17 protein-coding genes and 1 pseudogene are annotated in these 25476 nt (G+C 43.2%); 12 read left to right on the top strand and 6 right to left on the bottom strand.

Features of this window, described 5'->3' with window-relative positions:
* Positions 1–110: 110 nt before the first annotated feature.
* Entirely contained in the window at positions 111–1004 is an 894-nt protein-coding gene (locus ACYX4W_RS13195; RefSeq protein ID WP_476073496.1) for a LysR family transcriptional regulator, read from the top strand.
* Between the two features lie 28 nt (positions 1005–1032).
* On the opposite strand, the pseudogene ACYX4W_RS13200 reads toward ACYX4W_RS13195, so the two are convergent.
* Both ACYX4W_RS13200 and ACYX4W_RS13205 read right to left on the bottom strand, forming a co-directional pair.
* A pseudogene (locus tag ACYX4W_RS13200) lies at positions 1033–1792 on the bottom strand (hypothetical protein).
* 94 nt (positions 1793–1886) lie between these two features.
* On the bottom strand, positions 1887–2591 hold the full coding sequence (locus ACYX4W_RS13205) for a sensor histidine kinase (protein WP_476073497.1): 705 nt from the start codon (positions 2589–2591) through the stop codon (positions 1887–1889).
* A 210-nt stretch (positions 2592–2801) separates the two neighbouring features.
* Between ACYX4W_RS13205 and cysB the strand changes: the two genes are divergently transcribed.
* A complete protein-coding gene (cysB, locus tag ACYX4W_RS13210) occupies positions 2802–3776 on the top strand; it encodes an HTH-type transcriptional regulator CysB (RefSeq protein ID WP_118494818.1) in 975 nt (324 codons plus the stop codon).
* Between the two features lie 78 nt (positions 3777–3854).
* Here the strand turns inward: cysB and ACYX4W_RS13215 are convergent, their stop codons facing one another.
* From ACYX4W_RS13215 to pabB, 3 genes are all read right to left on the bottom strand, one after another.
* A complete protein-coding gene (locus ACYX4W_RS13215) occupies positions 3855–5228 on the bottom strand; it encodes an L-serine ammonia-lyase (protein WP_476073498.1) in 1374 nt (457 codons plus the stop codon).
* Positions 5229–5381: 153 nt separating this feature from the next.
* Positions 5382–5954, bottom strand: a complete 573-nt coding sequence (locus tag ACYX4W_RS13220; protein ID WP_179983451.1) for a CoA pyrophosphatase — start codon at positions 5952–5954, stop codon at positions 5382–5384.
* A 103-nt stretch (positions 5955–6057) separates the two neighbouring features.
* Positions 6058–7494: an aminodeoxychorismate synthase component I gene (gene pabB, locus ACYX4W_RS13225; RefSeq protein ID WP_476073499.1), complete on the bottom strand. Its 1437-nt coding sequence runs from the start codon at positions 7492–7494 to the stop codon at positions 6058–6060.
* A gap of 267 nt (positions 7495–7761) precedes the next feature.
* On the opposite strand from pabB, the gene ACYX4W_RS13230 reads away from it, so the two are divergent.
* Positions 7762–9291 carry a fumarate hydratase gene (locus tag ACYX4W_RS13230; protein ID WP_118494812.1) on the top strand — a complete coding sequence of 510 codons (1530 nt, stop codon included), beginning with the start codon at positions 7762–7764 and terminating at the stop codon, positions 9289–9291.
* Positions 9292–9573: 282 nt separating this feature from the next.
* On the top strand, positions 9574–10863 hold the full coding sequence (rmuC, locus tag ACYX4W_RS13235) for a DNA recombination protein RmuC (RefSeq protein ID WP_476075479.1): 1290 nt from the start codon (positions 9574–9576) through the stop codon (positions 10861–10863).
* Positions 10864–10905: 42 nt separating this feature from the next.
* Here rmuC and ACYX4W_RS13240 read toward each other — a convergent pair whose 3' ends face one another.
* On the bottom strand, positions 10906–14877 hold the full coding sequence (locus ACYX4W_RS13240; RefSeq protein ID WP_476073500.1) for a S8 family serine peptidase: 3972 nt from the start codon (positions 14875–14877) through the stop codon (positions 10906–10908).
* Between the two features lie 517 nt (positions 14878–15394).
* On the opposite strand from ACYX4W_RS13240, the gene ACYX4W_RS13245 reads away from it, so the two are divergent.
* The 8 genes from ACYX4W_RS13245 to ACYX4W_RS13280 all read left to right on the top strand — a co-directional run bounded on the left by ACYX4W_RS13245 (position 15395) and on the right by ACYX4W_RS13280 (position 25356).
* Positions 15395–16582 (top strand): thiamine pyrophosphate-dependent dehydrogenase E1 component subunit alpha, encoded by a 1188-nt coding sequence (locus tag ACYX4W_RS13245; RefSeq protein ID WP_474806749.1) that lies wholly within the window; start codon positions 15395–15397, stop codon positions 16580–16582.
* Positions 16582–17559 (top strand): alpha-ketoacid dehydrogenase subunit beta, encoded by a 978-nt coding sequence (locus ACYX4W_RS13250; protein ID WP_061095031.1) that lies wholly within the window; start codon positions 16582–16584, stop codon positions 17557–17559. Before ACYX4W_RS13245 ends, ACYX4W_RS13250 begins: the two co-directional genes overlap by 1 nt.
* 16 nt (positions 17560–17575) lie before the next feature.
* Positions 17576–19282: a dihydrolipoyllysine-residue acetyltransferase gene (locus tag ACYX4W_RS13255; protein ID WP_476073501.1), complete on the top strand. Its 1707-nt coding sequence runs from the start codon at positions 17576–17578 to the stop codon at positions 19280–19282.
* A gap of 145 nt (positions 19283–19427) precedes the next feature.
* On the top strand, positions 19428–20345 hold the full coding sequence (locus ACYX4W_RS13260; protein ID WP_476073502.1) for a 23S rRNA (adenine(2030)-N(6))-methyltransferase RlmJ: 918 nt from the start codon (positions 19428–19430) through the stop codon (positions 20343–20345).
* A gap of 110 nt (positions 20346–20455) precedes the next feature.
* A complete protein-coding gene (locus ACYX4W_RS13265; RefSeq protein WP_476073503.1) occupies positions 20456–22339 on the top strand; it encodes a protein kinase domain-containing protein in 1884 nt (627 codons plus the stop codon).
* Positions 22326–23186, top strand: a complete 861-nt coding sequence (gene tesB, locus ACYX4W_RS13270) for an acyl-CoA thioesterase II (protein WP_474806742.1) — start codon at positions 22326–22328, stop codon at positions 23184–23186. The genes ACYX4W_RS13265 and tesB overlap by 14 nt, the downstream gene beginning before the upstream one ends.
* Before the next feature lie 11 nt (positions 23187–23197).
* Entirely contained in the window at positions 23198–23722 is a 525-nt protein-coding gene (locus ACYX4W_RS13275) for a gamma carbonic anhydrase family protein (protein ID WP_476073504.1), read from the top strand.
* Between the two features lie 512 nt (positions 23723–24234).
* Entirely contained in the window at positions 24235–25356 is a 1122-nt protein-coding gene (locus tag ACYX4W_RS13280) for a pyridoxal-phosphate-dependent aminotransferase family protein (RefSeq protein ID WP_476073505.1), read from the top strand.
* Positions 25357–25476: the final 120 nt, after the last annotated feature.

Raw genomic sequence — 25476 nt, forward strand, 5'->3', positions numbered from 1 at the left:
CAACACTATTGTTAAAAATAAGTATCAGCATTGTTGCAAGATATGTAAAATCGAATTAATCTTTTAATTAATAAATATTATTTATTAATAAGTTGTAGAGGACTGCATTTATGGATGTCTCATACCGTCAAATAAAGGCATTTGTTGAAGTGGCCAAGTCTTCAACGTTTGCCGAAGCTGCAGTGAACCTGCACTTGACCCAGCCGGCTTTGTCTTCTGCGATAAAAAAAATGGAAGAGCAATTAGGCGGTAAGTTGTTTCAGCGTAATACACGTAACGTAAGCTTGACGCCTGAAGGAGAGGTATTATTTCCAAACGCGCTGCGTTTACTTCATGACTGGGACAACACTTTTTCAGACATGCAAAACCTATTTGCTATGGCTAAAGGCCAACTCACTGTATGTGCTATGCCTTCGTTTGCCGAGTCACACTTACCCAACATATTATCAATGTTTCACCAGCGCATTCCTAACGTAAACCTAAGAATAGTAGACGTTGTTATGGAACAGGTTATTCACGAAGTAACTACCGGGCGCAGTGAAATAGGCTTTTCTTTCGAGCCAGAACGCAAAGACGGCCTTGTATTTAAAAGCCTTTTTACCGATGAGTTTGTTGTAGTAGGAAATAAAGCGTTATTGTCTAGCTTGGGCAAATCACTTAATTGGAAGGATTGTCTCCAGTTCCCTTTGGTGATGATGAACCGTGGTTCTGCGGTACGTCACTGGACGCAGTCTAAGCTTCAACATTTCGGCGAGTTGAATATTATTGCAGAGACAGGGCAACTATCTACCCTTGGAAAACTTATACAAAATGGATTGGGCATATCTATTATGCCTGCTATTTGTAAAGATCAAATGGACGGGCTTGGTCTTGTAACTCTAAGTATTGCTGATGAGCCTTTAGTGAAAAATATAGGAATAATCAAAAACGCAAGAAAGGGCTTGTCGTTACCAGCTCAGTCTTTGTGGGACTTGGCCATTGCGCATTATGCACAAACGACATAACACGCGACGTAATTTACGAGAGTAGGGACTACCATTTCTTTTTAGGAGCAAATAGCTCGTCCAGTTCGTCTCTTTCTTCTTCTTGCTTTTTAGCGCGGTCTTTTTCGTTCACGCTCTTAAGATTGCTTTGAATTTCGTTTAGCCACTCGTTAAGTGTGGAAAGCTTAGATGCAGAGTATTCATCCTGCGGGTTCTGATTTTCCAGCGCCGTTTTGGCTTTTTCAAAATATTGTCTTGCTGAGCCCAACATATTGGTTTGTAGTGCAGCGCGGCCGCGCTTAATAAGCGTCTCTACGTTTACTTTGACCTGCAAACGTTCCAATTGCTTATCTTCATCCATGAATACTTTTGAATCAATTTGCCCTTTACTATGTTCAGAGCGAAGCACAATGCGCAGTTTTTTAACCGCTTGAATGTACTGAATTATCATTTTATCGTTATCAGGCAACGAAAACTCTGAAATGCCAGTCGACTTATCTGACAGCGCAGTCTGCGGTAGCTTGCTCGCTACTCGCTATCCGTTGTTTTAATTCTGCGGTGCTCGATAATTCATTCATGGTTTTGAGTGCATTAAGAATGCGATTGTGAAGAATACCCATGATCCGTGAAGAAACCGGCATATTTACACTTGCAGCGATAATGTTCTCGGTTTCATCAACAATAGTGCGCTGTTTGGCTAACTCGGTGCGACGCTCGGCGTCTTGCTTTTGACGATGTTGTTGAATTGCATTAATGAAAATAGCTGCGATTAGCAAAACAACAATTAAAATAATAATAATCACGTACATGCGTGTGTTTCCGTCTGTTTTTACATCTTATAACGTCAGTTTTTTATCAACCACGAGCGTTACTTTTTGAATTATCTATTGTTATCGGACAATCTTACGGTATTTTTACTTCAAATACACTCCCGCCTAGGCTTCCACCGTTATAAAGGGTAATCGTTCCTATTCTGTCGCCTTGAGAATGCGCGCTTGCAATGAGTTTAGCAAAGAACAGTCCGAGGCCTGTTCTACCTTGGCTTAATTCAAAGTCACATAGCGCGTCGTGGCTTTTAGACAACATTGCTTCGGGGTATCCACTCCCATCATCTTCAACCCTTAAAATCATAAATTCATCTTCATCAATACGGGCTGAAACAAGTATCTTCGACGTGCCATAGCGCATTGCATTTATAATCACATCGTTTAAAAGCAAATAAATTAGCTCACTGTCTAAATACCAACTTAGGTCCTCTTCAGCATCAACAGTAATTTTTATATTTTTCTGAGATACGTAGAGTGCGTTGGAGCCGACAACATCCTCAACTAAATCTTTGACAAAACTTTCATCAACCGTGATAGGCAGGCTTTCTAATTCTGCTCGATATAAAGAGAGTATCTGAACAAGGTTCGTGTTTAGCCTTGATGCTTCATAATGGACACTTGCTACTTGTTCTCTTGCTTCAGTGTTTTGCGGTGAAAGCGAATCGCTCAATGTTTCAATAGATTGAATTAAAAGAAATAGTGAATTCTTCATATCGTGTACAGCAGCAGCTAATACAGATGAAAAATCGATTGAAGATGTAACTTGTTTACTACTGCTCATTATCTATTAAACGCCGTGCGACTCTTTAACCCTAAACATACTGTAGAAGAGATTAGAAAATGAAGGGCAAATTACGCGTAAATTTGTAAAAAAATGAATTAAATTCAACTTTATAATGCTAATTTTGTAATAGCAACTAGTAAAAAACCGTAGTTTTGGTTATAACGGAGGGAGTAAAGTGTCAGTCGATCCCATAATACGGTGTAAAATATGAAGCTACAGCAACTACGGTATATCGTAGAAGTTCTCAATAATAATTTGAATGTGTCTGCAACGGCAGAAAGTTTGTATACCTCACAGCCAGGTATTAGCAAGCAAGTGCGTATGCTAGAGGACGAATTAGGCGTTCAAATTTTTGGCCGTAGCGGAAAGCACCTTACTCACGTAACCGACGCGGGTAATGATGTAATCAACATTGCTCGCGAGATTCTTGCGAAAGTAGAAAGCATCAAAGCCGTTGCAAGAGAACATACACTTCCCGACCAAGGCAAGCTTAATATCGCTACCACGCACACTCAGGCACGCTATGCGTTACCAGACGTGATCCAAGGTTTTATGACAAAGTACCCCAAGGTGTCGTTACACATGCACCAAGGTACGCCTTCTCAAATTAGCGACCTAGCCGCTAAAGGCGAAGCTGACTTTGCTATCGCCACTGAAGCGCTTCACTTGTACAACGATTTAGTTATGCTGCCGTGTTATCACTGGAATCGCAGCGTAATTGTAAACAAAGATCATCCGCTTTCTAAAAAGGGCACAATAGATATTTCAGACATTGCAAAGTATCCGTTAGTGACTTACGTGTTCGGATTTACAGGACGCTCAGAATTAGACCAGGCTTTTGAAAGAGCAGGGCTGACGCCAAAAATTGTTTTCACTGCCACCGATGCCGACGTAATTAAAACTTATGTGCGCTTGGGTGTAGGTATTGGAGTCATCGCGTCGATGGCCGTTAGCGAAGAGTTAGACGATGACTTGGTTAAAATAGACGCAAGCCACTTGTTTGATTACAGCACCACAAAGATTGGTTTTAGAAAAGGGTCATTCCTTAGAAGTTACATGTACGACTTCATTGAGCGATTTGCACCTCACCTTACAAAAGACAAAGTCGAAAAAGCGATGATGCTGAAAAATAATGAAGAAGTTGAAAAAATGTTTAAGGGCGTGACGTTACCAGTTAAGTAACGTTGTGAAAAACCAAGACGAATGAAAAAAGGGGCTGTCGCCCCTTTTTTTTAATCTTTGTTCATAGTGAACTTACGATTAACACTCGATGATATTTACCGCGAGACCGCCTCGCGCTGTTTCCTTGTATTTTGTCTTCATATCGTTACCCGTATCACGCATCGTTTTAATGACTTTATCTAGTGACACTTTTTGCTCACCTGTACCGCGTAGTGCAAGGCGAGAAGCATTTATTGCTTTTATTGCACCCATTGCGTTACGCTCAATACATGGAACTTGCACCAGGCCACCTACAGGATCACAGGTTAATCCAAGGTTGTGTTCCATGCCGATTTCTGCAGCATTTTCTACGGATGCCGCTGTTCCGCCCATTATTTCGGCAAGGGCGCCTGCAGCCATTGAGCATGCAACACCCACTTCTCCTTGGCAACCTACTTCAGCGCCAGAGATAGATGCGTTCTCTTTGTAAAGTATGCCAATGGCTCCAGCGGTGAGAAGAAAGCGGCTTGCTACTTCTTCATCAACAGGTCGAATAAATTTATCTACGTATTGAAGTACGGCGGGGATAATACCTGCGGCACCGTTTGTAGGTGCGGTTACAACACGCCCTCCCGCAGCATTTTCTTCGTTTACTGCCAAAGCAAAAAGGTTCACCCAATCCATAGTTTGCATAGGATCGTTCGTATGCTCGGTTTGAAGGCGACGATAAAGCCCAGGTGCGCGACGTACTACCTTTAGGCCTCCAGGCAGTATTCCTTCGCTCTCAATACCGCGTTGAATACAAGCTTTCATTACTAACCAAATATGATGTAACTGTTGCTTCACTTCATGTTTCGGTCTAAACGTCGTTTCGTTACGCAGCATTAAAGAGCTAATACTTAAACCGTTGTTTTTACACAGCGCAAGTAATTCTTCAGCGGTTTTAAAAGGAAAGGGCACCGAAGCTTGAAGGCTGGCGGCATGCGCTTTAGTTGCGTCAAAATCTTCGTCTTTGATAATAAAGCCGCCACCTATGCTGTAATAGGTTTGCTCTTTAACCAGCTCATCTTTTGAGTAAGCGTAAAACGTCAGTGCATTAGCATGTTTGGGCAGTGTCTTACGGCGATGAAATACAATCGCATTTTTATTCGGGAAGTTGACCTGCTTCTGGCCATTGAGACAAAGTAGTTCGGAATTACGAATATCCTCGAGTTTGCTGTCAATAGCGTCAACATCCACTACGTCGGGAATTTCGCCTAACAAACCTAGGATGACAGCTTTCCCGGTACCGTGTCCGATGCCAGTTTGACCTAGTGACCCAAATAGCTCAACTTTTACGCTATCAACTGAATCGAAAAGCGCAGTATCTTGTGCAAGTTCAGAAACGAACTCGGCACCTGCTTTCATCGGTCCTACTGTGTGCGAACTTGATGGGCCAATACCCACACTGAACATATCGAATACACTGATCATAAACATTCATAAATTAAAACTAAGTAATATTAAGATCATGCATCTACTACGTTAAAAGCTCAATACAGAAATGCTAATAGTGAGATTAGTTTTGCTAATAGGCTGTAAAGTTTAATTTATAGGGCCTTAGACAAGGCTGCCTAATTTTCGATATCAGGGGTGAATATGGTGCGAAAGGTTTCGTAGCATAGCAGCTGTTGCGCCCCAAATCATACGGTGCTGCCAAGGAATAAAGTATATAGGAAAAGTTTTGTTATTTCGGTGAGTATTATGGACTAGGTGGTTCTTTCTATCTAACACATGAGCAAGCGGGACTTCGAAAGCGCTCTCTACTTCATTCTTATCGATAACCGGTGTGAAGTCAGGGTTTACAAAGCCTACAACAGGGGCTATTTCATAGCCACTGATTGTTCTATATTTTGGCAGCATGCCAATAACATCTACGTGAGTAGACGGAAGGCCAACTTCTTCTTCTGCTTCGCGAAGCGCAGCGGCAAAAAAAGAATTGTCGGTTTCATCCACCGCTCCACCCGGAAAGCTGATTTGGCCGGGGTGGTGTTTCAGATGATGTGCACGTTCAGTTAACAGAAGCTGTAGAGAGTTGCCATAGTCTATCAAAGGTATTAACACCGCCGCGGGCCGTCCTGTTTTCTTTAAAGGAAAGTCAGGCTCAGTGTGAGTCAGCCTTAAGTGATGAAATTGTGATAGAAATTCGCTTTTCTTCATAGATACTAATTATTTATAAGTCACAATCCAACGCAAGTTACAAACCAAGGCAGGTCAAAAGCCAGATATTAAGCTTGCCGTTAGAGCGCATAAAACTGTTCTGTTACTGATTCATCATTGCTAGCACGGGCAGTATTTTTGATACCTTATCAAGTGTTTCCTGGTATTCTTCACTTGGTACAGAGTCTAGCACGATACCACCGCCTGCCCAGCAATGTAATCTATTGTTCTCAGCTAACACCGTGCGAATACAGATACTTGAATCCATATCTTCTCGGTACCCCATATAAAACACGCTGCCACAATATATATGTCGGCGGTGAGGTTCTAGTTCATCAATCACTTCCATAGCGCGTATCTTTGGTGCGCCAGTAATTGAACCACCAGGGAACGCAGACGCTAAAAGCGCCAAAGGCGACGACGCGTCGTTTAATTCGCCCGTTACGGTACTAACTAAATGGTGCACCGCTTCATAACTTTCAAGTGCAAAGAGTGCGGGTACTTTTACTGTGTGGGGCTTGCAGTGTTTTGAAACATCGTTACGAAGTAAATCAACAATCATAAGGTTTTCTGCACGGTCCTTTTCGGCGTTAAGCAAACTCTGTGCACTGGCTTTATCTTTTTCAATATCGTCAAAGCGAGGGCGAGTGCCCTTAATAGGCTTAGTTTCTACAACCTTGTTTTTCACACGTAAAAAACGTTCAGGTGAAATAGACGCTATACAGCCTTGTGGAAGGTTGTAATAGGCAGAAAAGGGCGCTCGATTCTGATTACGTAACTCGCAATATGCCTGCCACATGCTTCCTTCAAACTCCGCACTAAATCGCTGTGCCATATTTACCTGATAGCAGTCGCCTGCACGAAGATAAGCGTTAATTTTAGCTAAACATGTTTCGTAGGCGTCTTTCGATAGATTAGATTCAAAGGGCGATGTGAGCTTAAAATCCTTAGATGTTGCTACTTGCATTAACGACTTAAATACTTGCGACAAAGGACGATTATCTGCGCTGCAAAAATATATATAGCCCGTTTGGGTGTCTTCAATAAGTGAATACAGATACAAGCCAACAGTGAAATCAGGTGTACTGTAGTCGCTTTGAGCCATACTGGGTAATGTTTCATAGAATCGACCGGTGTCATATCCAGCCATTCCTGCTACACCAACAACGAAAGGTAAGTGGGTAGTGTCAAAAGTAGCCTTTACTTCGATAGATTCGACTCTGGCATGCAAATGCGCTTGAACCGCCTCGAAAGGCCGCATGTTAAGACGTTGGCGTGAAGAGGTGTGTAAATCGATTAGTTCTGTTTGTTCGCCTTTCGCCTCAATGACAGCGGTAGGTGAAAAGGCCATTATATTAAACCGGCCATCGCTCTTAGAAGAGCCTGAAGTGTCGAATAAAATAGCGTAGGGCTGTGCAGATATTTGTTCAAATAATCTATTGAAAAATAGAGTTTTATCGCAGTCTAGCGCAAATTCGTTGACTAACTCCTGCTGAGTAAAACGGGTGACATGAACATTGATAGTATCTGCGTGTGGCATAGGTTTTTCTGTACTTCTTTTCATCCAGGCCGTCGAGTGCTTAAAAGCAGAAAAGAACGACCGCCAATTTGTAACTGACACTTGCGAACAAGTGTTTTTATTGTCGCTATTACAACGCTTTCTAATGCGTATAACTAATATAGCGCGTAAAAATATCTGGAATTAGCCCCAAGCACATGGTTTTGCATGGTGCGATGTCTTGAGATGCGCTAGTATACGCTTTTTTAGCTAGCTAAGACCACGAAAGCCAAATAAAAAGAGGATGTCATGACCGTTATCCGTCAACAAGACTTCATTGACAGCATTGAAGATGCCCTGCAGTTTATTTCTTACTATCACCCACTCGACTATGTTAAGGCCGTAGAAGAAGCGTACAACAAAGAGAAGAGCCAAGCCGCGAAAGATGCAATGGCCCAAATTCTTATCAACTCGCGTATGTCGGCCGAAGGAAAGCGCCCATTGTGTCAAGACACTGGGATTGTAACCTGCTTCGTTAAAGTGGGTATGGGCGTAACATGGGACAAAACTGACATGACCGTTCAAGAAATGGTTGATGAAGGTACACGCCGCGCTTATCTTAATCCTGACAACCCGCTTCGTGCATCTATCGTTGCTGACCCAGCTGGTGCGCGTAAAAACACGAAAGATAACACGCCATCTGTTGTTCACATCGACATGGTTGCGGGTGAAAAGATTGAAGTAATGATCGCAGCAAAAGGCGGCGGTTCAGAGAATAAATCTAAAATGGTTATGCTAAACCCAAGCGATGATATTGCTGATTGGGTTGTTAAAACATTGCCTACAATGGGGGCGGGATGGTGTCCTCCTGGTATGTTGGGTATAGGCATTGGCGGTACAGCTGAAAAAGCTGCAGTACTTGCTAAAGAAAGCCTTATGGATCCAGTAGATATTCAAGAACTTATTGAACGTGGCCCGCAAACTACTGACGAAAAACTTCGCTTAGAAATTTTTGACCGAGTTAACAAACTGGGAATTGGCGCACAGGGCTTAGGCGGTTTGACGACCGTTGTTGACGTTAAAATTAAGTCTCTGCCTACACATGCTGCATCTAAGCCAGTGGCTATGATCCCTAACTGTGCCGCTACACGTCACGCACACTTTTACTTAGATGGGTCAGGTCCAGCAGAACTTACGCCGCCTAAGCTTGAAGATTGGCCAGAAGTAACGTGGGAAGTGAGTGAAAACACCCGCCGCGTGAACCTTGATGAAGTGACCAAAGAAGACATTCAAGAGTGGAAAGTAGGCGAAACGGTATTACTATCAGGTAAAATGCTTACTGGCCGTGATGCCGCACATAAACGCATTCAAACCATGATGGAAAATGGTGAAGGCCTTCCAGAAGGTGTTGACCTAACCAATCGCTTTATCTATTACGTGGGCCCAGTTGACGCTGTAGGTGACGAAGTAGTGGGTCCGGCTGGCCCTACAACAGCTACCCGTATGGATAAGTTCACAGACATGATGCTTGAACAAACAGGTCTTATCGGCATGATTGGTAAAGCAGAGCGTGGCCCAGCAACGGTTGACTCCATTGCAAAACACAAAGCTGTATATCTTATGGCCGTTGGCGGAGCAGCTTATCTGGTATCGAAAGCGATAAAGAACTCACGTGTTGTGGCATTTGAAGATTTAGGTATGGAAGCAATCTACGAGTTTGACGTAGAAGATATGCCGGTAACCGTTGCTGTAGACAGCACAGGTGCAAATGCACATAAGAATGGCCCAGCTATTTGGAAAGCTAAAATAGAAGAGCTTGACGCTTCACTTTCTAAATAGTGAGTTACGGTGAGGCTTTTGCAAAGCTTTTACAAATAACTTGGCTAATGCGAAAATCATCACGAAGTGAGATTATTTCGCTTACCAAAGCAAGTATAAAAGCTTTGATTGATTAAATGAAACGGGCGCGCAGTCGCTCGTTTTTTGTTTTTAATTGAGACTACATGGCCTCGGGCGAGAAACTAACACTCACTTGATTCACCTGTTTTAACCCTTACAAATTGGTATATTTTCATTATTTTGTTTATAGTGCTGTACAAAATAACAGTATGAATGTGCACTATGATTACCAACCTTATCTCAAGCGAACCCGTCGCTTTCTTAATTGCTTTTATTAGTGTTTGTCTATTAGCTCTCTATTCTTTCATCCGCAGCCAAAATATCTCGGCGAAGCTTTTTCAATCTTCACAGTATTGTGACACGTTGCAAAATGAATTGAGCAGCGAGAGGGTGGCTAACGCAAAAATTCAGGCACAAAACGAGGCCCACCAGGCCAGAATTCAGGCGCTGCATGCGGCGCATGAAGACAAGTTAGCGGCTATGAATGCTTCTGAACAACGGTTGCAAACCCAGTTTGAGAACTTAGCAAACCGAATTTTTGAAGAGAAACAGCAGCGCTATACACAACAAACTAAGCACAATATTGAGGCTGTGCTGGCACCGTTTAAAAATGAACTAGATGGCTTTAAACGTCAAATTTCAGAGCAGCATATACGCGAAGGCCAGGAGCGAGCGTCACTTAAAACAGAAATATTAGGCTTAAAAGCTTTAAATCAAAAAATAACAGAAGAAGCAGCTGCACTTACCAATGCACTAAAAGGTGATAACAAGAAGCAGGGTAACTGGGGTGAAGTCGTTCTTGAACGCATTCTTAAGGAATCTGGTTTACGGGAAGGACACGAATTCGAAACTCAAATGTCTGCGACATCTGAACAAGGCAAGCGTTTCCAGCCTGATGTAGTAGTGCATTTACCAAATGATAAAGACGTCATCATAGATTCAAAAGTAAGCCTTGCAGCTTATGAGCGCTATTTCAATTGTGATGATGAAACGGAAAAAGCGCAGTTTTTAAGTCAGCACGTAGCTTCAATTAAAGGGCATATTAAAGGTCTTGGCGCAAAAGACTACCAGAACTTAAAAGGATTAAAGACGTTAGACTACGTTTTACTTTTCATTCCCATAGAACCCGCTTTTTTAATTGCTGTAGAAGAAGAGCCCGACTTGGTCACCATGGCGCTAAACCACAATATTATGCTGGTAAGCCCTACAAACTTACTTGTAGCGCTTAGAACCATTAATAATATTTGGCAATACGAGTACCAAAATCAAAATGCACAGCTTATTGCTGAACAAGCCGCTAAGTTATACGACAAGTTTGTAGGTTTTGTTACTGATATGGAAAAAGTAGGAAAGTCTATGGATACCGCTCAGGCAAGTTATGAGCAAGCAATGAATAAACTAACTAACGGGCGAGGGAACATCGTTAGACAAATTGAAAAGTTCCGTGAACTTGGGGTCCAGCCAAGTAAGAGGATGTCACAGCATCTACAGCAACTTTCGAAAGACGATTAAAAAAGGCCGCGATTGCGGCCTTTTTTACATTTTTAGTAAACGTTATGAACGTTTCATGCGTCTACGCAGGTATACCGCTGGTGCAAGAAGTAATGCAATCCAGCCCATAGAACCACCAGACTTATCGTTAACTGCAATAGTTACGGTTTCTGTAGTTGTATCGATACCGTCTGTCGCTGTTACTTCTACCGTCACAGTTGTCGATTGCTCATGACTTGGTGCAGTACCAGTGAATGATGTCATTTCAACACCATTGATAGCGATCGTAACGTCATCGCCGTCTGCGTCAGTTGCTGAAGCTGTTACGGTAAATGACTCGCCTTCATCAACGCTTGATGGCGCAGAAATTGAAAGTACTGGTGCATCTTGAACGCCAGCAACTTGTACAGTTACCGTACCTTCACCAATGATATCACCTTCTACAACTTCACCTTCATCAGTAGTTGTACCTTCAACTTGGACTGTGTAGGTAAATGAGTCTTCACCAAAGAAGTCTGTATTTGGTGTGTAGGTTACCGTACCATCATCGTTAACTGTCACTGAACCGTTTGCTGCTTCAGTAGTAACTGTAACAGTTGACGGGTCAAGTGGCTCTTTATCGATAGTAATTGGCGTAAACGTTCGGAAATCACCTGAAAGTGATTCCATTGTAAACGTGTTAATGATCGTGCTATCCATCTCGTTAGCAAGGATGTTAGCCGTTACCGACGCATCTTCATCAACAGTTAGCATATCATCCATGTATTCGCCTGAAGGAAGAACAGTACCTGCGTAACTGATCGTTACTTCATCACCAGCATTAGCTGTTAATGCGAACTCATCACCTTCCGCAGGAAGCGTGCCTTGAAGGCCATCTGTCGTAAGTGAAGCGAAAGTAGTACCAACGCTACCAGATGCGTTTTCAGCACCTACAACCGTTGCATATACTGGCGTGTCCATTGGACCGTAAACAAAGTTAACGCTGCCTGTTTCATACTCAAACCATACCTGGAAATTAAAGCTTGTACCATCTTCACCCCAAATTTGAGCATTTTCCCACTCAACAACAAAGTGACCTGTACCTAAAGGAACTGCCCATATTCTGCCCGTCCCTGCGCCGCCACCTTCTAGATCAAAGTCGGTCCAGTAAGGAGCAACAACGTTATTTGGTTCGCTCAGGCTAGGAAGTACCTCTGCGAATGGAGTAGTAATATTACCCGAACTTGTACCCAACGAGACAAAGCCATTCGTTGAAATTTGCATAGTCGTGTATTCACTACCTAAATAAGTGATAGCCTGAGGTAGACTAACTGTAATAGACGTATCATCACATGCGTCAGAGCATTGGATAGGCTCAGCCCCTCTAACAAACGCCATAGGTAGGTAACGTGGTGCGCCTAGACTTTCAAGTAAATCACCGATTGAAGTATCTGCGCTCATTGAGAATGACGCAGTATTCAGTGCACCTTCCCAGTATAATGTGCCAGAATCAGCGTCGAAGCTTACCGGCTCTTGGTTGCCGTTTTTGACCGCAGAAATAGTTGACGGGTTGATGTCGTATTTATGGTCAATCTCACCAGAAATGCTGATCATACCTGTAACATCGGTGTTGGTCGCAAATGCTTCAGTAACAACTAGCTCACCTTCAGCGGCAAGTTGAGTACTCACATCACTATCAAATAGAGTTGGTTCATCGCTGCTGATTGGGTAAACCGCTACAGGAATAAAGTAATCCGTCGTTGTATCGTCTGTATCTGCCCAGTTGATGCCACCGAAAGACCATGAGCCTGTAGAGGCTGTTGTAACGTCTACCGCAACCATAATTTCAGCAGAAGCACCTGCTGGCAGAGTAGCCATTTGTGGTGTAACGGTTGCTACAATAGCAGAGTCGTTAAACATAGCTGTTGCATCAACAGTCACTTCTTCGTCGCTAGTATTAGTAACCGTGATAGACATTTCACAGTTCAAGTAGCAGCTACCATCTACCAAGCTTAGATCACTGTATGTAAGCTCAACGGTTGTAGCACGAGGTAGATCTAAACGACCTGCACCCATGTCAAAGTTGTCTGCTTGTGTAGCTGCATCTTCTTTAAGTACGTCTCGGATAGAAGACGTTACAAGAGCACTCTTAATTTGCTGTGCAGTCCAGTCTGGGTGCATTTGTTTAAGTAGAGCCGCTGCGCCTGCTACGTGTGGTGACGCCATAGACGTACCATTTTTGAACGAGAAAGATTCGCCTTCATGTCCTGGTGCATCTGGTGACTCACCCGAGAAAATACGTGTACCAGGTGCCGCAATATTAGGCTTAAGGAACGTAGGATCACCGTTTGGCCCACGAGAGCTGCTTTCATTCATGATGTCAGCAAGGCTATCTGAGACCACTCGAACAATTTCACTACCAATGGTCACATTTAGCGACTCGTCTGTTTCCACTGCAAGAGTTGCAAGCGCTTGTCCTGGCGTAGCAGGGAGCATTAACGAAGGAATAGTTTGCGCTTCGCTTAGGCCGCCCATTAAGATTGGTGCTTCTCCGCGACCATCTACGTTGTGGATGAGCACGGCTTCGGCGCCAGCTGCTTCTGCGTTTTCAATTTTTGTTACGAAACCACAAGTGCCACGGCTGATAAGTGCAATTGCACCCTCAAACGCGCCAGCGTCGAATGCATCACAACCTTCCACATTTTCCGCATTAACTTCACCAGCATAAACAACCGGTGCCGTAATTGGGCTATCGAAAACAATTGCAGGGTTACCCACTGAATAAAGCGCAGGGATTGAACCAATTGTGGTATCACCTTCGATAGTCACTTCGTTTGCAAACAAACGACCCGTTGTTGTGTTTGCAACCGTGATAACGTCTTCAGAACAACCCGGGCAACCAATTGTACCTTCACCCGGACCATCGTTACCCGCTGCAAATACGGTAACTACACCAGCATCGTGCATGGCTTCAAGTACATCTTCGTATACAGAGCCGTTAGGGTTACCGCCAGCGCCGCCGCCCCAAGAGTTATTAACAACATCAGCGCCGTCTGTCAGTGCAGCTTCAAGCATTGACAGTAACATTGAAGATGCACCGCTTGAAGATGCAGGGTTTGCTGGAGTTGCGTACAGGCCTTTGTACACCATCAGGTAGGCAGCTGGTGCCACACCAGAAATCTCTGCTTCAGCACCGTCGCGCTCAGCCATAACACCGTAGTTACCCACCGCAGTACCAGCAACGTGAGTACCGTGACCGTTAAAGCCTAGCGGGCTTTCATATTCATCTTCAACAACTGCGAAGCCTTCTACGATATCCGCTGCACGTGCCACAATTAGCTTGTTGTTACAAAAATCAGGGGCTTCTGAACAGTAATCGTCAGTAGGTAGGGTATCTGCGGCAGGCGCTTCGAAGTTCTCTCCGCTAAATAGAGGGTTCTGTGGGCGAATACCACTATCGATGATAGCTACTTTGACACCTGCACCGGCACTTTCTTTACCGCCAAACTGTTCCCAAGTTTCAACCGCACCGATTAAGTCTAAGCTGGCATCCATTTGTGCGTGGTGAATAACGTCTGGGTATACCGCTTTAACTGTAGATAGGCTCGAAAGCTTATCAAGCGCGCTTTTCGATACAATACCAGCAAAACCGTTGAATGCCGCTGTGTAAGACAAGTCAGCTTTAAATGATTTATCAAACGCTTTGATTGATTGGATAACAGATTGCTGTTGAGTTTCAAGGAACGATTTATATTCCTTAGCTGCGTTTGACTCAAAGTTAACCTTTTGCCCTTTATGCGCAGACATACTGCTAACACTCGGGTTAACAGCGCTAAATTGCGCCATTGGTACGTCGTTTAACTGAACGATAACGCGAACACTATCACTACTTGTTTGGATAGCATTTGCAAGAATATTCTTTTTATCGAAAGAAGCCTCAATTGCGTTTTGTTGTTCAACGCTGTGGCCGGAGATTTGATTTGATAGAGCAAACGCGCCAAAAGCAGAACCTGCTAGTGCAGTTGCAACTACCGTACTGATAATTGTTTTTTTCATAATTATTCTCGTGTGAATAGTTCCCTGGGCCTGACGGTCTTTATTTGCTTTAAAGGCTTAATGCCCTTTTTTAATAGCTATTTGCCGTCATGACACATTTATTGTTAGCACAATTTCGCGGGTTATGTAATGTGTATTTCAGAAATACACAAATTACATATTTTGTTACATTTGGGTGTCAGTTAAATTTGAAATAAAACTAGAATAATTGGCTGCTGAAGTAATAGTTCGTCGAATAAAATTGAAATAAAATTACATAAAAAACCACCAGCGAACTTTGTGTTTCGCTCAATTATACAATTTTACTATGAGGATTATCCTACGCTGTTTTCATAAAATTTACATGAGCTTTACTTTATTAGGACGATTATCCTTTTAATTTAGACTAATTGAGTATAGTGATTTCATCCATCTGAATTATTACCTTCGAATAAGTAAGACACTCCTGCAATTCCTCATCTAGCATATCCCAAACTATAAAAGTCGCTATTAACCCTCATATTTAAGGGGAACAAACGTGAAAGACAGAAATCATTTGGCCGAAGTAAAAACAACAAATCAGGTCGAAATCATTACAAAAGGGGTTGTTGATATCCCAATGCTTCAAATTTTGTCATCAGAAGGCGAGATTATCGAAAAAGCGGTAGAGCCTGAACTTGACCAAGATGAAGCATTAAAAATTTTTAATACCATGCATTATATCCGCGTTTTGGACGAACGCATGGTAGGTGCACAACGTCAGGGGCGTATCAGTTTCTATCTTGCGAGTACAGGTGAAGAAGCCGCATCAGTAGCAAGTGCTGCTGCGTTATCAGACGATGACATGATTATGTCGCAATATCGTGAACAAGGCGCTCTGGCCTACCGTGGTTATACGACCGAACAATTCATGAACCAAATGTTTAGCAATAAGGACGACCCTAACAAAGGTCGTCAAATGCCTATCCATTACGGTGACAAGCCCCTTAACTTCATGACCATTTCCTCGCCTTTAGGCACACAAATCCCTCAAGCTTCTGGTTACGCTTACGGACAAAAAATGTCGGGTAAAGACGTGGTGACCATTTGCTACTTTGGTGAAGGTGCAGCTTCAGAGGGCGATTTCCATGCTGGCTTAAATATGGCAGCTGTACTGAATTGCCCCGTAATTTTCTTTTGTCGTAACAATGGTTACGCCATATCAACGCCCGCAGAAGAGCAATTTGCAGGTGATGGTATTGCGTCTCGCGGCTTAGGCTACGGTATCAAAACTATCCGTGTTGACGGTAACGATGTGTTAGCTATTTATGCCGCTACTAAAGAAGCCCGCCGAATCGCCATTGAAGAAAAGTGCCCTGTGCTCATTGAAGCCATGACGTACCGCTTAGCTGCACACTCAACGTCGGACGATCCAACAGGCTATCGCTCTCGTGAAGAAGAAGACAAATGGCGTGCAAAAGACCCTATCGCTCGTATGGAAAAATGGCTGGAAAGCAAAGGGTGGTTTGATGCAGCTGAAAATCAAAAGCGTGTTGATAAAGCAAGACAAGATGTATTAGCTGCGATGAAGAGTTGTGAGAAAACAGACGTATGTGCTATCGACGATATAGTAGAAGACGTTTACGACACAGCGCCATGGCACCTAAAAGAACAACTTAACGAACTAAAAGCACACATAAAGAAATACCCAAAGATGTACCCTAAAACCGCAGGGAGAGTGAAATAATGGCCAAGATGAACTTACTACAAGCAATTAATAATGCACTCATCACTGCCATGACCGAAGATGAGAAAGTAATGGTCTTTGGTGAAGATGTGGGTCACTTTGGTGGTGTATTTCGGGCAACGAGCCATCTTCAAGAAAAATTTGGCAAAGCCCGTTGCTTCAACACGCCACTCACTGAGCAAGGCATTATTGGCTTTGCCAATGGTTTAGCCTCGCAAGGCTCGGTTCCTGTTGCAGAAATTCAGTTCGGTGATTACATCTTTCCAGCTTTTGATCAAATAGTAAACGAAACAGCGAAGTGGCGTTATCGTTCAGGTGGACAGTTTGATGTAGGTACATTAACTATCCGCACTCCATACGGCGGTGGGATCGCAGGTGGACATTACCATAGCCAGTCACCTGAAGCGTTCTTTGCACATTGCCCAGGTCTTAAGATTGTTATCCCTCGTGATCCGTACCAAGCAAAAGGTTTATTACTTGCGTCAATTCGCGATAAAAACCCCGTATTGTTTATGGAGCCTAAGCGACTTTACCGTGCCTCCGTATCAGAAGTACCAGAAGAAGATTACGAGCTACCGCTAGGTAAAGCGGATATTGTGCAGGAAGGTAGCGATATTACGCTTCTAGGTTGGGGGGCACAGATAGAAATCTTGCAAAAAGCTGCAGAAATGGCCCTTGAAGATGGTGTGTCCTGTGAAATTATCGACTTGCGCAGCATACTTCCGTGGGATGTTGAAACAGTGATGCAATCTGTCATGAAAACTGGTCGTCTACTGATAAACCATGAAGCTCCGTTAACAGGTGGCTTTGCAAGTGAAATAGCAGCAAGCATTCAAGAGCGCTGTTTTCTATATCTTGAGGCGCCGATTGCTAGGGTTTGTGGTTTAGATACGCCATATCCATTGGCTCATGAAAAAGAATACATGCCAGACGAAACCAAAACGTACGAAGCTATTAAGCGTACGCTTCATTATTAAGCCGGGAGACAATGATATGACAATTGAATTTATCTTACCGGATATAGGTGAAGGTATTGTTGAATGTGAACTTTTAGAATGGTTGGTTTCAGAAGGTGAACACATTGAAGAAGATCAGCCCGTAGCTGAAGTAATGACCGACAAAGCCACCGTTCAAATTCCAGCTATGCATGCTGGGGTGGTTAACAAGTTGCATTATGCGGTTGGCGATATTGCTAAGGTTCATGAGCCACTATTTTCAATGACGCCGGATGATGCGAACGATGCAGTAGCAAATAGCGACACAAGCACTGAGGCAAATACGCAACGTATAAAAGAAAACGATAGCGCTGAAGGGCCTGAACATACAACTGCCGGCCAAAGTGGTTTATCAGCTTCAGGTGATTCCAACGGCAAACACATTGAAGACTTTATACTGCCAGATATTGGTGAAGGTATCGTTGAGTGTGAAATTGTGAAATGGAATGTGGCTGAGGGCGACGACATCGAAGAAGATCAAGCTGTTGTTGAAGTGATGACTGATAAAGCAGTGGTTGAAATTCCTGCCAAAAATGCGGGAACCGTGCATCGGCTTTATTACGCCCAAGGTGACATCGCTAAAGTACATAGTGCCTTGTTCGCACTAGAAGTTATCGGCGAATCTGCGGTAACAAATGACACGTCTGACAGCTCAGATGATAAATCTAAACTGTCAAGCACGAGTTCATCAAATGCTGTACCACAAAACTTAGATGACAGCCCACAATCGAAATTCAGTGACGGTGAGTTTGAGCCACCTATTGCTATTGAAGGTAAAGTGCTAGCGAGCCCTGCGGTAAGACGTGTTGCTAGAGAAAAGAATATCGACCTGTCTACAGTTAAAGGCTCTGGTAAAAAAGGGCGTATTCTTAAGTCTGACGTGTTGAATCTACAACATTCGAATGTTGATGCGTCGTCTCAAAATACGTCATCTTCTGCGCCAAGCTCATCTACCGCAGATAAAGGTGATTCGAATAGCACAAGCACTGTGATTAAAGGCACCGTTAAGACGGAAAAAGTGCGCGGTATTCAGGCCGCAATGGCCAAGCAGATGTCCGCGTCGGTCTACACAATTCCTCACTTCACTGTAAGCGATGAGTTAGTGATGGACAACCTAATGTCGTTACGTAGCTTGCTTAAGCCTGAGTTTGAGGCGAACAATGTTAAATTAAGCTTTATGCCATTTTTCGTTAAAGCGATGTCGCTGGCACTTAACGAGTTTCCTGTAATTAACAGTCAACTCAATGAGGATGCCACTGAGATTAGCTACTATTCTGATCACAATATTGGCTTTGCGGTAGATTCCAAAATTGGACTTCTTGTGCCTAATATTAAAAGGGTACAAGATCTTTCACTACTGGATATTGCCGTTCAAATGCAAGATATTATCGAGCAAGCGAGGGCAGGGCGCGTAGCCGGCGAGCATTTAAAAGGTGGTACTATCAGCATCTCAAACATTGGGGCTATCGGCGGTATCACTGCTACGCCGGTAATTAACAAGCCGGAAGCCGCTATTGTGGCGTTAGGTAAGACTCAAAAGCTTCCTCGCTTTGACGATGAGGGTAATGTTAGCGCACAACATATCATGGCAGTTAATTGGTCGGGTGATCACCGAATTATTGATGGTGCAACTATGGTGCGCTTCAATAATTTATGGATGAGTTATCTTACCCAGCCAGAAAAAATGCTAATGCACCTTAAATGATCTATTTAGTGCATTTTTATATGCTGTAGCGTAATAGTAAGGAGGCCAATATCAACGTATTGGCCTTTTTTTGTTTTGTGTACCTCATCGCGGGATGGCGTTATTATAGTTTCCTATAAACAAACAAATATTTTACTGAGGTTTTGTGCTTAGTTATCAACACGCCTTTCATGCTGGCAATCACGCCGACGTCATCAAACATCTTTGTTGGATTGGTGTTATCAACGCCTTAAAAAAGAAAGACAAGCCCTTTACGCTTTTTGACACGCATGCCGGTGCTGGCACATATGATTTAACCGACGACCTATCGTCAAAGAACAAAGAATACGAATCAGGTATTTCCCGTCTTTTCGGGCAAGGTGATGGAACTGCAACTCCAGGAAACCTGGCTCCCAAAAACAAGAGCACGGAAAATTTGCCAAGCTTACTTAATGACTACCTGTCATTATGTGAACCTTTCTTAGCGCAACAGCAATATCCAGGCTCTCCTGCAATAAGCGCTAAGGCTAAACGCGGTATTGATACTTTACATTTAATGGAGCTTCATCCTGGCGAGTTTCAAAAATTAGAGAAAAACATGTCGCGACTTCGTACCGGACATAGCCATACACACAAACGGGATGGCTACGAAGGACTTCGTGCTCTCACCCCACCAAAGCCCAATCGCGGTGCTATTTTAATTGACCCTCCATACGAAAGAGCGAATGAGTATAGCGACCTTGTTAAAGGCGTTGCACAGGTGTTGAAACGTTGGCAGCAGGCGCAAATTGTCGTGTGGTACCCACTGCTATCAGAAAGGGCTGGCGCTAAAAGCGGTGCAAGTGAGGCTATGTGCGACAAACTCGCAGAACTTGGCAGACCCTGCTTCAAAGCTGAGATATGTGTTGCAGAAAATACGTCTGACGCAGGCATGTATGGTTCTGGTGTGTTTGTACTGAACCCGCCATGGCAGCTAGATACGAACCTAGACAGTGCATTAACAAGCGTTGTTGACATGCTAGGTGAAAATGAAACGGGTTTTCATGCCACGGCGCAAATTACTTGGGTAAATGAAGATTCCTAATTAATGGTATTGATAGTCAACTAGGTGCCAATTAACCGCAAGCACATAGTTAATTGGCTAATTACTGGGTGAATAGTACATCAATAATTCCATAACCGTGAAACAATGAAATGTCTCAGCTTAAAGGTTTAAAACACTTTTACATACCAGATGAACAGTCGATTTACTTGCTATCCCATGCGGATGCAAAAAAACTGAAAGACTGGGTAAATCTTTGTATGTCTCAACTTGCTGGGTTGGGGTATAGCGATATTGAACTTTTAGGAAAAGGCGCATTTGGTTTTGCATTTGCAGGGAATGCGCCGAGTGGAGAATCACGGGTATTTAAGTTCTCGCGTATAACCTTGCCGCAGCATGTCCAAGACCGCTTAGAAGAAGAAGCTTTTATGCTTTCTCACGTTAACCACGAGTTTGTGCCGCGTTTTATTGAATATCAGCAGATACGTAAGCAATCAATATTAGTGATGGGCAGAGCGCCTGGTGAAGATTTAGAAAAAGTAAGCTTGAAAACAGGCCCTTTGTCGCCCCGTATAATCGTGAAAATAGCCGTTCAAGTGGGCGAGCTTTTGTCGAGTTTTCGCCAATACAGCGAGAATGGCGAAATTAAGCCTATTGTCCACGGCGATATTAAACCCTCAAATCTGGTCTGGGATGCCACTAATGAATCTATAGGCTTAATAGACTGGGGGTCTTCGGTCTTCGCTCAGACCGATATCGCTGGGCAATATGTGGGTAACAACGTCATGGATTTGATGTCCGGCGAACTTCATCAGACGAACGCACGGCTTGGTGACGTTTACTTTATTGGGGAAGAGCAGTTAAACGGTGCGCTTTCAAGCCCGCGCTTTGATGAGCAGGGATTAGCTAGCACGCTATACGCTTTAGCATCTGGGCAATCTTGTCGCTATGGAAGTAAAGTTATTACGCCATCATCCCTCGGGTTACCCAAAATGCTTGCTAATATTTTGGAATATATGCTTAGTGATGACCCTGTAAAAAGAAGACAGGGTGGCGATTATTTGTTTAACCACCTTCACGTTTTAAAAAACATGGTTTTCACCCAAGACAAACCTACGCAATACACGCCGTTAATACCCACTTGGCTCACCCATACTTTTAATGCTGACATTGAAACCGTCGTTTACAGTTCGCGGAAGTCTTATTTACGCCAACAAGCGCTGCTATCTGACTCTTTAGATGATAAAGACGTAGAAGAGTTACGCTACATAGACGATGCGCAATTTGACCGCTACTACAAAAACTACCTGCAAGGTATGGGAGATACTGAAAAAGCATTCGTATCAGCCATCAGTAGGCTAGGACGCTACCCAGTAGTAGGCGGTATGGCGGTACGTTGGGAGCCAGAGGGTATTTATGTAGATTCCAGCCTGAACTTGTATGATGAAACCCTCAAAACTACCTTTGATTTAGCGGTAAATAACGTGATTAATTTAGCGAGAGCTATACACAAGCCAGCCGTTTTTAAATGCTGTATGTTTAATGCGAAGAATACGCTTCATATTGAACGCGACAGCGAAGATGAAGATTTTCTACCTGGTAATGACCTTTCCATTCCTTATGAGTTGTCACGTGTTTCTGCACAAAAAGACGAGAGCCGAACTCACTCTTACTTTGAAGACGGCGATGATCCTGATGAATTACTTAAGCTGCCGAAAGATATCATCGAAACTATCGTACAGTTAAACACAATTCATCACACAGGATGTATTATATTTGAAGCATTACCTAAACACCTGAAGATACACAACTATTATACCTTGCTTGACCATAGCCAAGAAGAGCGCTTTAAAGCTTTACTGGCGCAACTAGTGCAACAAATTCCTAACATAAAAGGGCTAGGCATTTCAGGGTTTATGAAGTTACCCTATAAAGATACGCGCTTTTTTGAGCATAAAGCAAAATTGCCTGAAAAATATTACCCGCGAAACCCCAAAGCAGTTATAGAAGAGAACGTACAACATGTCCGAGATTAAACTATCATCACTATTTGAACTTGAAACAGTGGAAGCTGGCATCTATCGAGGTCAAAGCTGGGATTTAGGCTTTAGAGCTTTATTTGGCGGGCAAGTTTTGGGACAAGCTCTGGCAGCTGCTTATGAGACCGTATCACCAGACAGAGTGGCCCATTCATTCCATACCTACTTCCTTTTACCGGGCGATGCTAAAAAACCGGTTGTATACGACGTAGAAATAGTACGAGACGGAAGAAGTTTCTCGGCTCGTCGCGTCAAAGCGATACAAGATGGCAGAAACATATTCTACATGACTGCATCTTTCCAAGTGCCACAAGAAGGCATGGAGCATCAGAATCCCACCATGCCCGATGTCCCTCCGCCTGAAGAAGTGCAATCTGACATAGAGTTTTACGAAGCGAACTTCAACAAAATAGCGCGCCCTATGCAGGAAGCGTTAAGCTACCACAAACCGGTTGATATTCGCACCGTAGATGCAGCAAATTCATATCATTCAGCTAAGCGTGAACCTACCCGCTATATTTGGTTAAAAGCAAGAGATACCATGGATGCGCAACTTGCCGTGCACCAAGCTGCACTTGCTTACGCATCAGACTATCATTTTTTAAGTACCTCATTACAACCTCATGGTGTTGCTGTAACTGATAAGTCACTTCGCATTGCAACCATTGATCATGCAATGTGGTTTCATCGCCCAATTAGCATGAATGAATGGATGTTATATGCAATGGAAAGCCCATTTAGTGGTGGGTCTAGGGGCTTAGTTCGCGGTCAGATTTTTAATCAAAAAGGCGAACTTATTGCATCAACCATGCAAGAAGGGTTAATGAGAAAAGTAGACGAATAGGGAATAAGCGAATGCGTTATAAGTTAGGTTCAGCAACACCGCAAGTTCACCAGAGCGCTTTCATTGCACCGGGGGCTCACGTTATTGGAAACACAGAACTTAAAGAGGGGGCCAGTGTTTGGTTTAACGCGGTAATCCGTGGCGACATGGACAAAATATCGGTGGGTGAGAATACAAATATCCAAGACGGCAGCGTGTTACATACTGATGCGGGAATTCCTTTGGTCCTTGGCAAAGGAGTGACAGTAGGTCATAAAGTTATGCTTCACGGCTGTGAAATTGGCGATTACTCGTTGATAGGTATTAACGCCGTGGTGCTAAACGGTGCGAAAATTGGAAAGTTCTGTATTATTGGCGCTAATACACTAATCACTGAAAACATGGAAATCCCAGACTACAGCTTAGTTGTAGGAGCACCTGGCAAAGTTATCAGAACTTTTGATGAAAACGTAGAGCCAAAGTTAAAGGCCTCAGCAGACCACTATGTCAGCAACGCAAAGACTTACATGACATCTTTGAAACAGATTGATGAGTAATCATCCTACTCGCGATTTAATTTTTTCTTCCCCATAAAAAATGCCCAGAACAAACGTTCCGGGCCTAGGGGAATGGCTCATTGCTGAGCCGTGCGCTAACTTTTACAGGGAGAGTTTAAATAAAAAACTTTAAACGGACAATGAGTATAGTTTAAATTAGCTCAAAATATAAACAGCAATTGTGTGAATTTTATCTTACACCCTGATTAATAACGTAAGTATAGAAATAACCTTAAATATATCAATGAACTAAATGCTGGTCGGATGTGGTAAAAATTTTAACTCAATTTGACGCACTTATTCACTCGGCCGTAACTTTCCCATCTTTATAGCCTTTTGATTCCTGCATATACATAAAAGTGAATGTGTAGTTCGGCGCTCATTCATCTTATTTATGTTCAAAACAGACGGTTGTTCCTTTTAACCAAACTTGTAGTATGACGGCATTGGTCATGCTTTTAAGGCTAGACACTAACTATAATCATTGGCTCTCACAAAAATAAGGATGGATTATGCAATCTTTTTCTACTTTTATACCGCCTGAACGTACCTTGATGGGACCAGGACCATCCGACGTTAATCCAAGAATACTAAATGCCATGGCTAGACCTACTTTAGGTCATTTGGATCCTCTATTCATTGAGTTAATGGATCAAACGAAACAGCTATTACAATATGCATTTAAAACCGAAAATGCTCTCACTATGCCCATTTCTGCCCCTGGCTCCGCGGGTATGGAAGCGTGTTTTGTTAATCTGGTAGAGCCTGGCGATAAAGTACTTGTTTGTATTAATGGCGTTTTTGGCAACCGCATGGTCGAAAATGTTGAGCGATGCGGTGGTGAAGCTATCACTATTAAAAATACTTGGGGTGAGCAAACCGACCTTAACGCTGTTGAAGATGCTTTAAAAACCAACCCCGATATAAAAATTCTTGCCTTTGTTCATGCAGAAACATCAACGGGTGTACGCAATGAAGCCAAAGCACTGTGTGAAATAGCCCAAAAATATGATTGTTTAACTATTGTCGACGCGGTTACTTCATTAGGGGGCATTGAGTTAGATGTAGATGGATGGGGTATCGATGCTATTTATTCAGGCTCACAAAAATGCTTAAGTTGCGTGCCGGGAATTTCACCAGTTTCTTTTAGCGATAAAGCAGTTCACGTCATTCAAAACAGAAAAACAAAAGTGCAAAGCTGGTTCTTAGACATGAATTTGATTGTCGGTTACTGGGGCCAAGGCGCAAAACGTGCGTACCATCATACGGCGCCCGTGAACACTATGTATGCAATGTACGAATCACTTCTAATATTAAAAGAAGAAGGGTTAGAAAATGCGTGGAAGCGACATGCCGCAGGCCACGAAAAACTTGCACAAGGTTTAAGTGACATTGGTTTAGAGCTAACCGTAGACAGTGCTTATCGCTTACCTCAGCTAAATGTTGTCAAAATACCAGATGGCGTAGATGATGCAGCCGTTCGGAAGCAACTACTTGAAGATTTTAATCTAGAAATAGGGGCTGGGCTGGGCGATCATGCAGGAAAAGTATGGCGTATTGGGCTGATGGGTTATGCGTGTAAACCACGCAACATAGACCACTGTCTTGCAGCGTTGCGAAGCGTATTGAAATAGCAGCTTTTTGAAACAAGCCAGGGTGACCAAACCCCAAATATTTACTTTTACCTAATGCCTAATAAACGCCAACATGCGAAGCTTCTAAGTTGTTAAACATGTTGGCTTTTTGAGCTTCAT

The organism is Alteromonas sp. ABH4_454 (assembly GCF_056311775.1).

Coding starts and splice junctions, on each gene's coding strand:
- ACYX4W_RS13195 (WP_476073496.1), top strand. CDS start 111: ATGGATGTCTCATACCGTCAAATAAAGGCATTTGTTGAAGTGGCCAAG.
- ACYX4W_RS13205 (WP_476073497.1), bottom strand. CDS start 2,591: ATGAGCAGTAGTAAACAAGTTACATCTTCAATCGATTTTTCATCTGTA.
- cysB (WP_118494818.1), top strand. CDS start 2,802: ATGAAGCTACAGCAACTACGGTATATCGTAGAAGTTCTCAATAATAAT.
- ACYX4W_RS13215 (WP_476073498.1), bottom strand. CDS start 5,228: ATGATCAGTGTATTCGATATGTTCAGTGTGGGTATTGGCCCATCAAGT.
- ACYX4W_RS13220 (WP_179983451.1), bottom strand. CDS start 5,954: ATGAAGAAAAGCGAATTTCTATCACAATTTCATCACTTAAGGCTGACT.
- pabB (WP_476073499.1), bottom strand. CDS start 7,494: ATGCCACACGCAGATACTATCAATGTTCATGTCACCCGTTTTACTCAG.
- ACYX4W_RS13230 (WP_118494812.1), top strand. CDS start 7,762: ATGACCGTTATCCGTCAACAAGACTTCATTGACAGCATTGAAGATGCC.
- rmuC (WP_476075479.1), top strand. CDS start 9,574: ATGATTACCAACCTTATCTCAAGCGAACCCGTCGCTTTCTTAATTGCT.
- ACYX4W_RS13240 (WP_476073500.1), bottom strand. CDS start 14,877: ATGAAAAAAACAATTATCAGTACGGTAGTTGCAACTGCACTAGCAGGT.
- ACYX4W_RS13250 (WP_061095031.1), top strand. CDS start 16,582: ATGGCCAAGATGAACTTACTACAAGCAATTAATAATGCACTCATCACT.
- ACYX4W_RS13255 (WP_476073501.1), top strand. CDS start 17,576: ATGACAATTGAATTTATCTTACCGGATATAGGTGAAGGTATTGTTGAA.
- ACYX4W_RS13265 (WP_476073503.1), top strand. CDS start 20,456: ATGTCTCAGCTTAAAGGTTTAAAACACTTTTACATACCAGATGAACAG.
- tesB (WP_474806742.1), top strand. CDS start 22,326: ATGTCCGAGATTAAACTATCATCACTATTTGAACTTGAAACAGTGGAA.
- ACYX4W_RS13275 (WP_476073504.1), top strand. CDS start 23,198: ATGCGTTATAAGTTAGGTTCAGCAACACCGCAAGTTCACCAGAGCGCT.
- ACYX4W_RS13280 (WP_476073505.1), top strand. CDS start 24,235: ATGCAATCTTTTTCTACTTTTATACCGCCTGAACGTACCTTGATGGGA.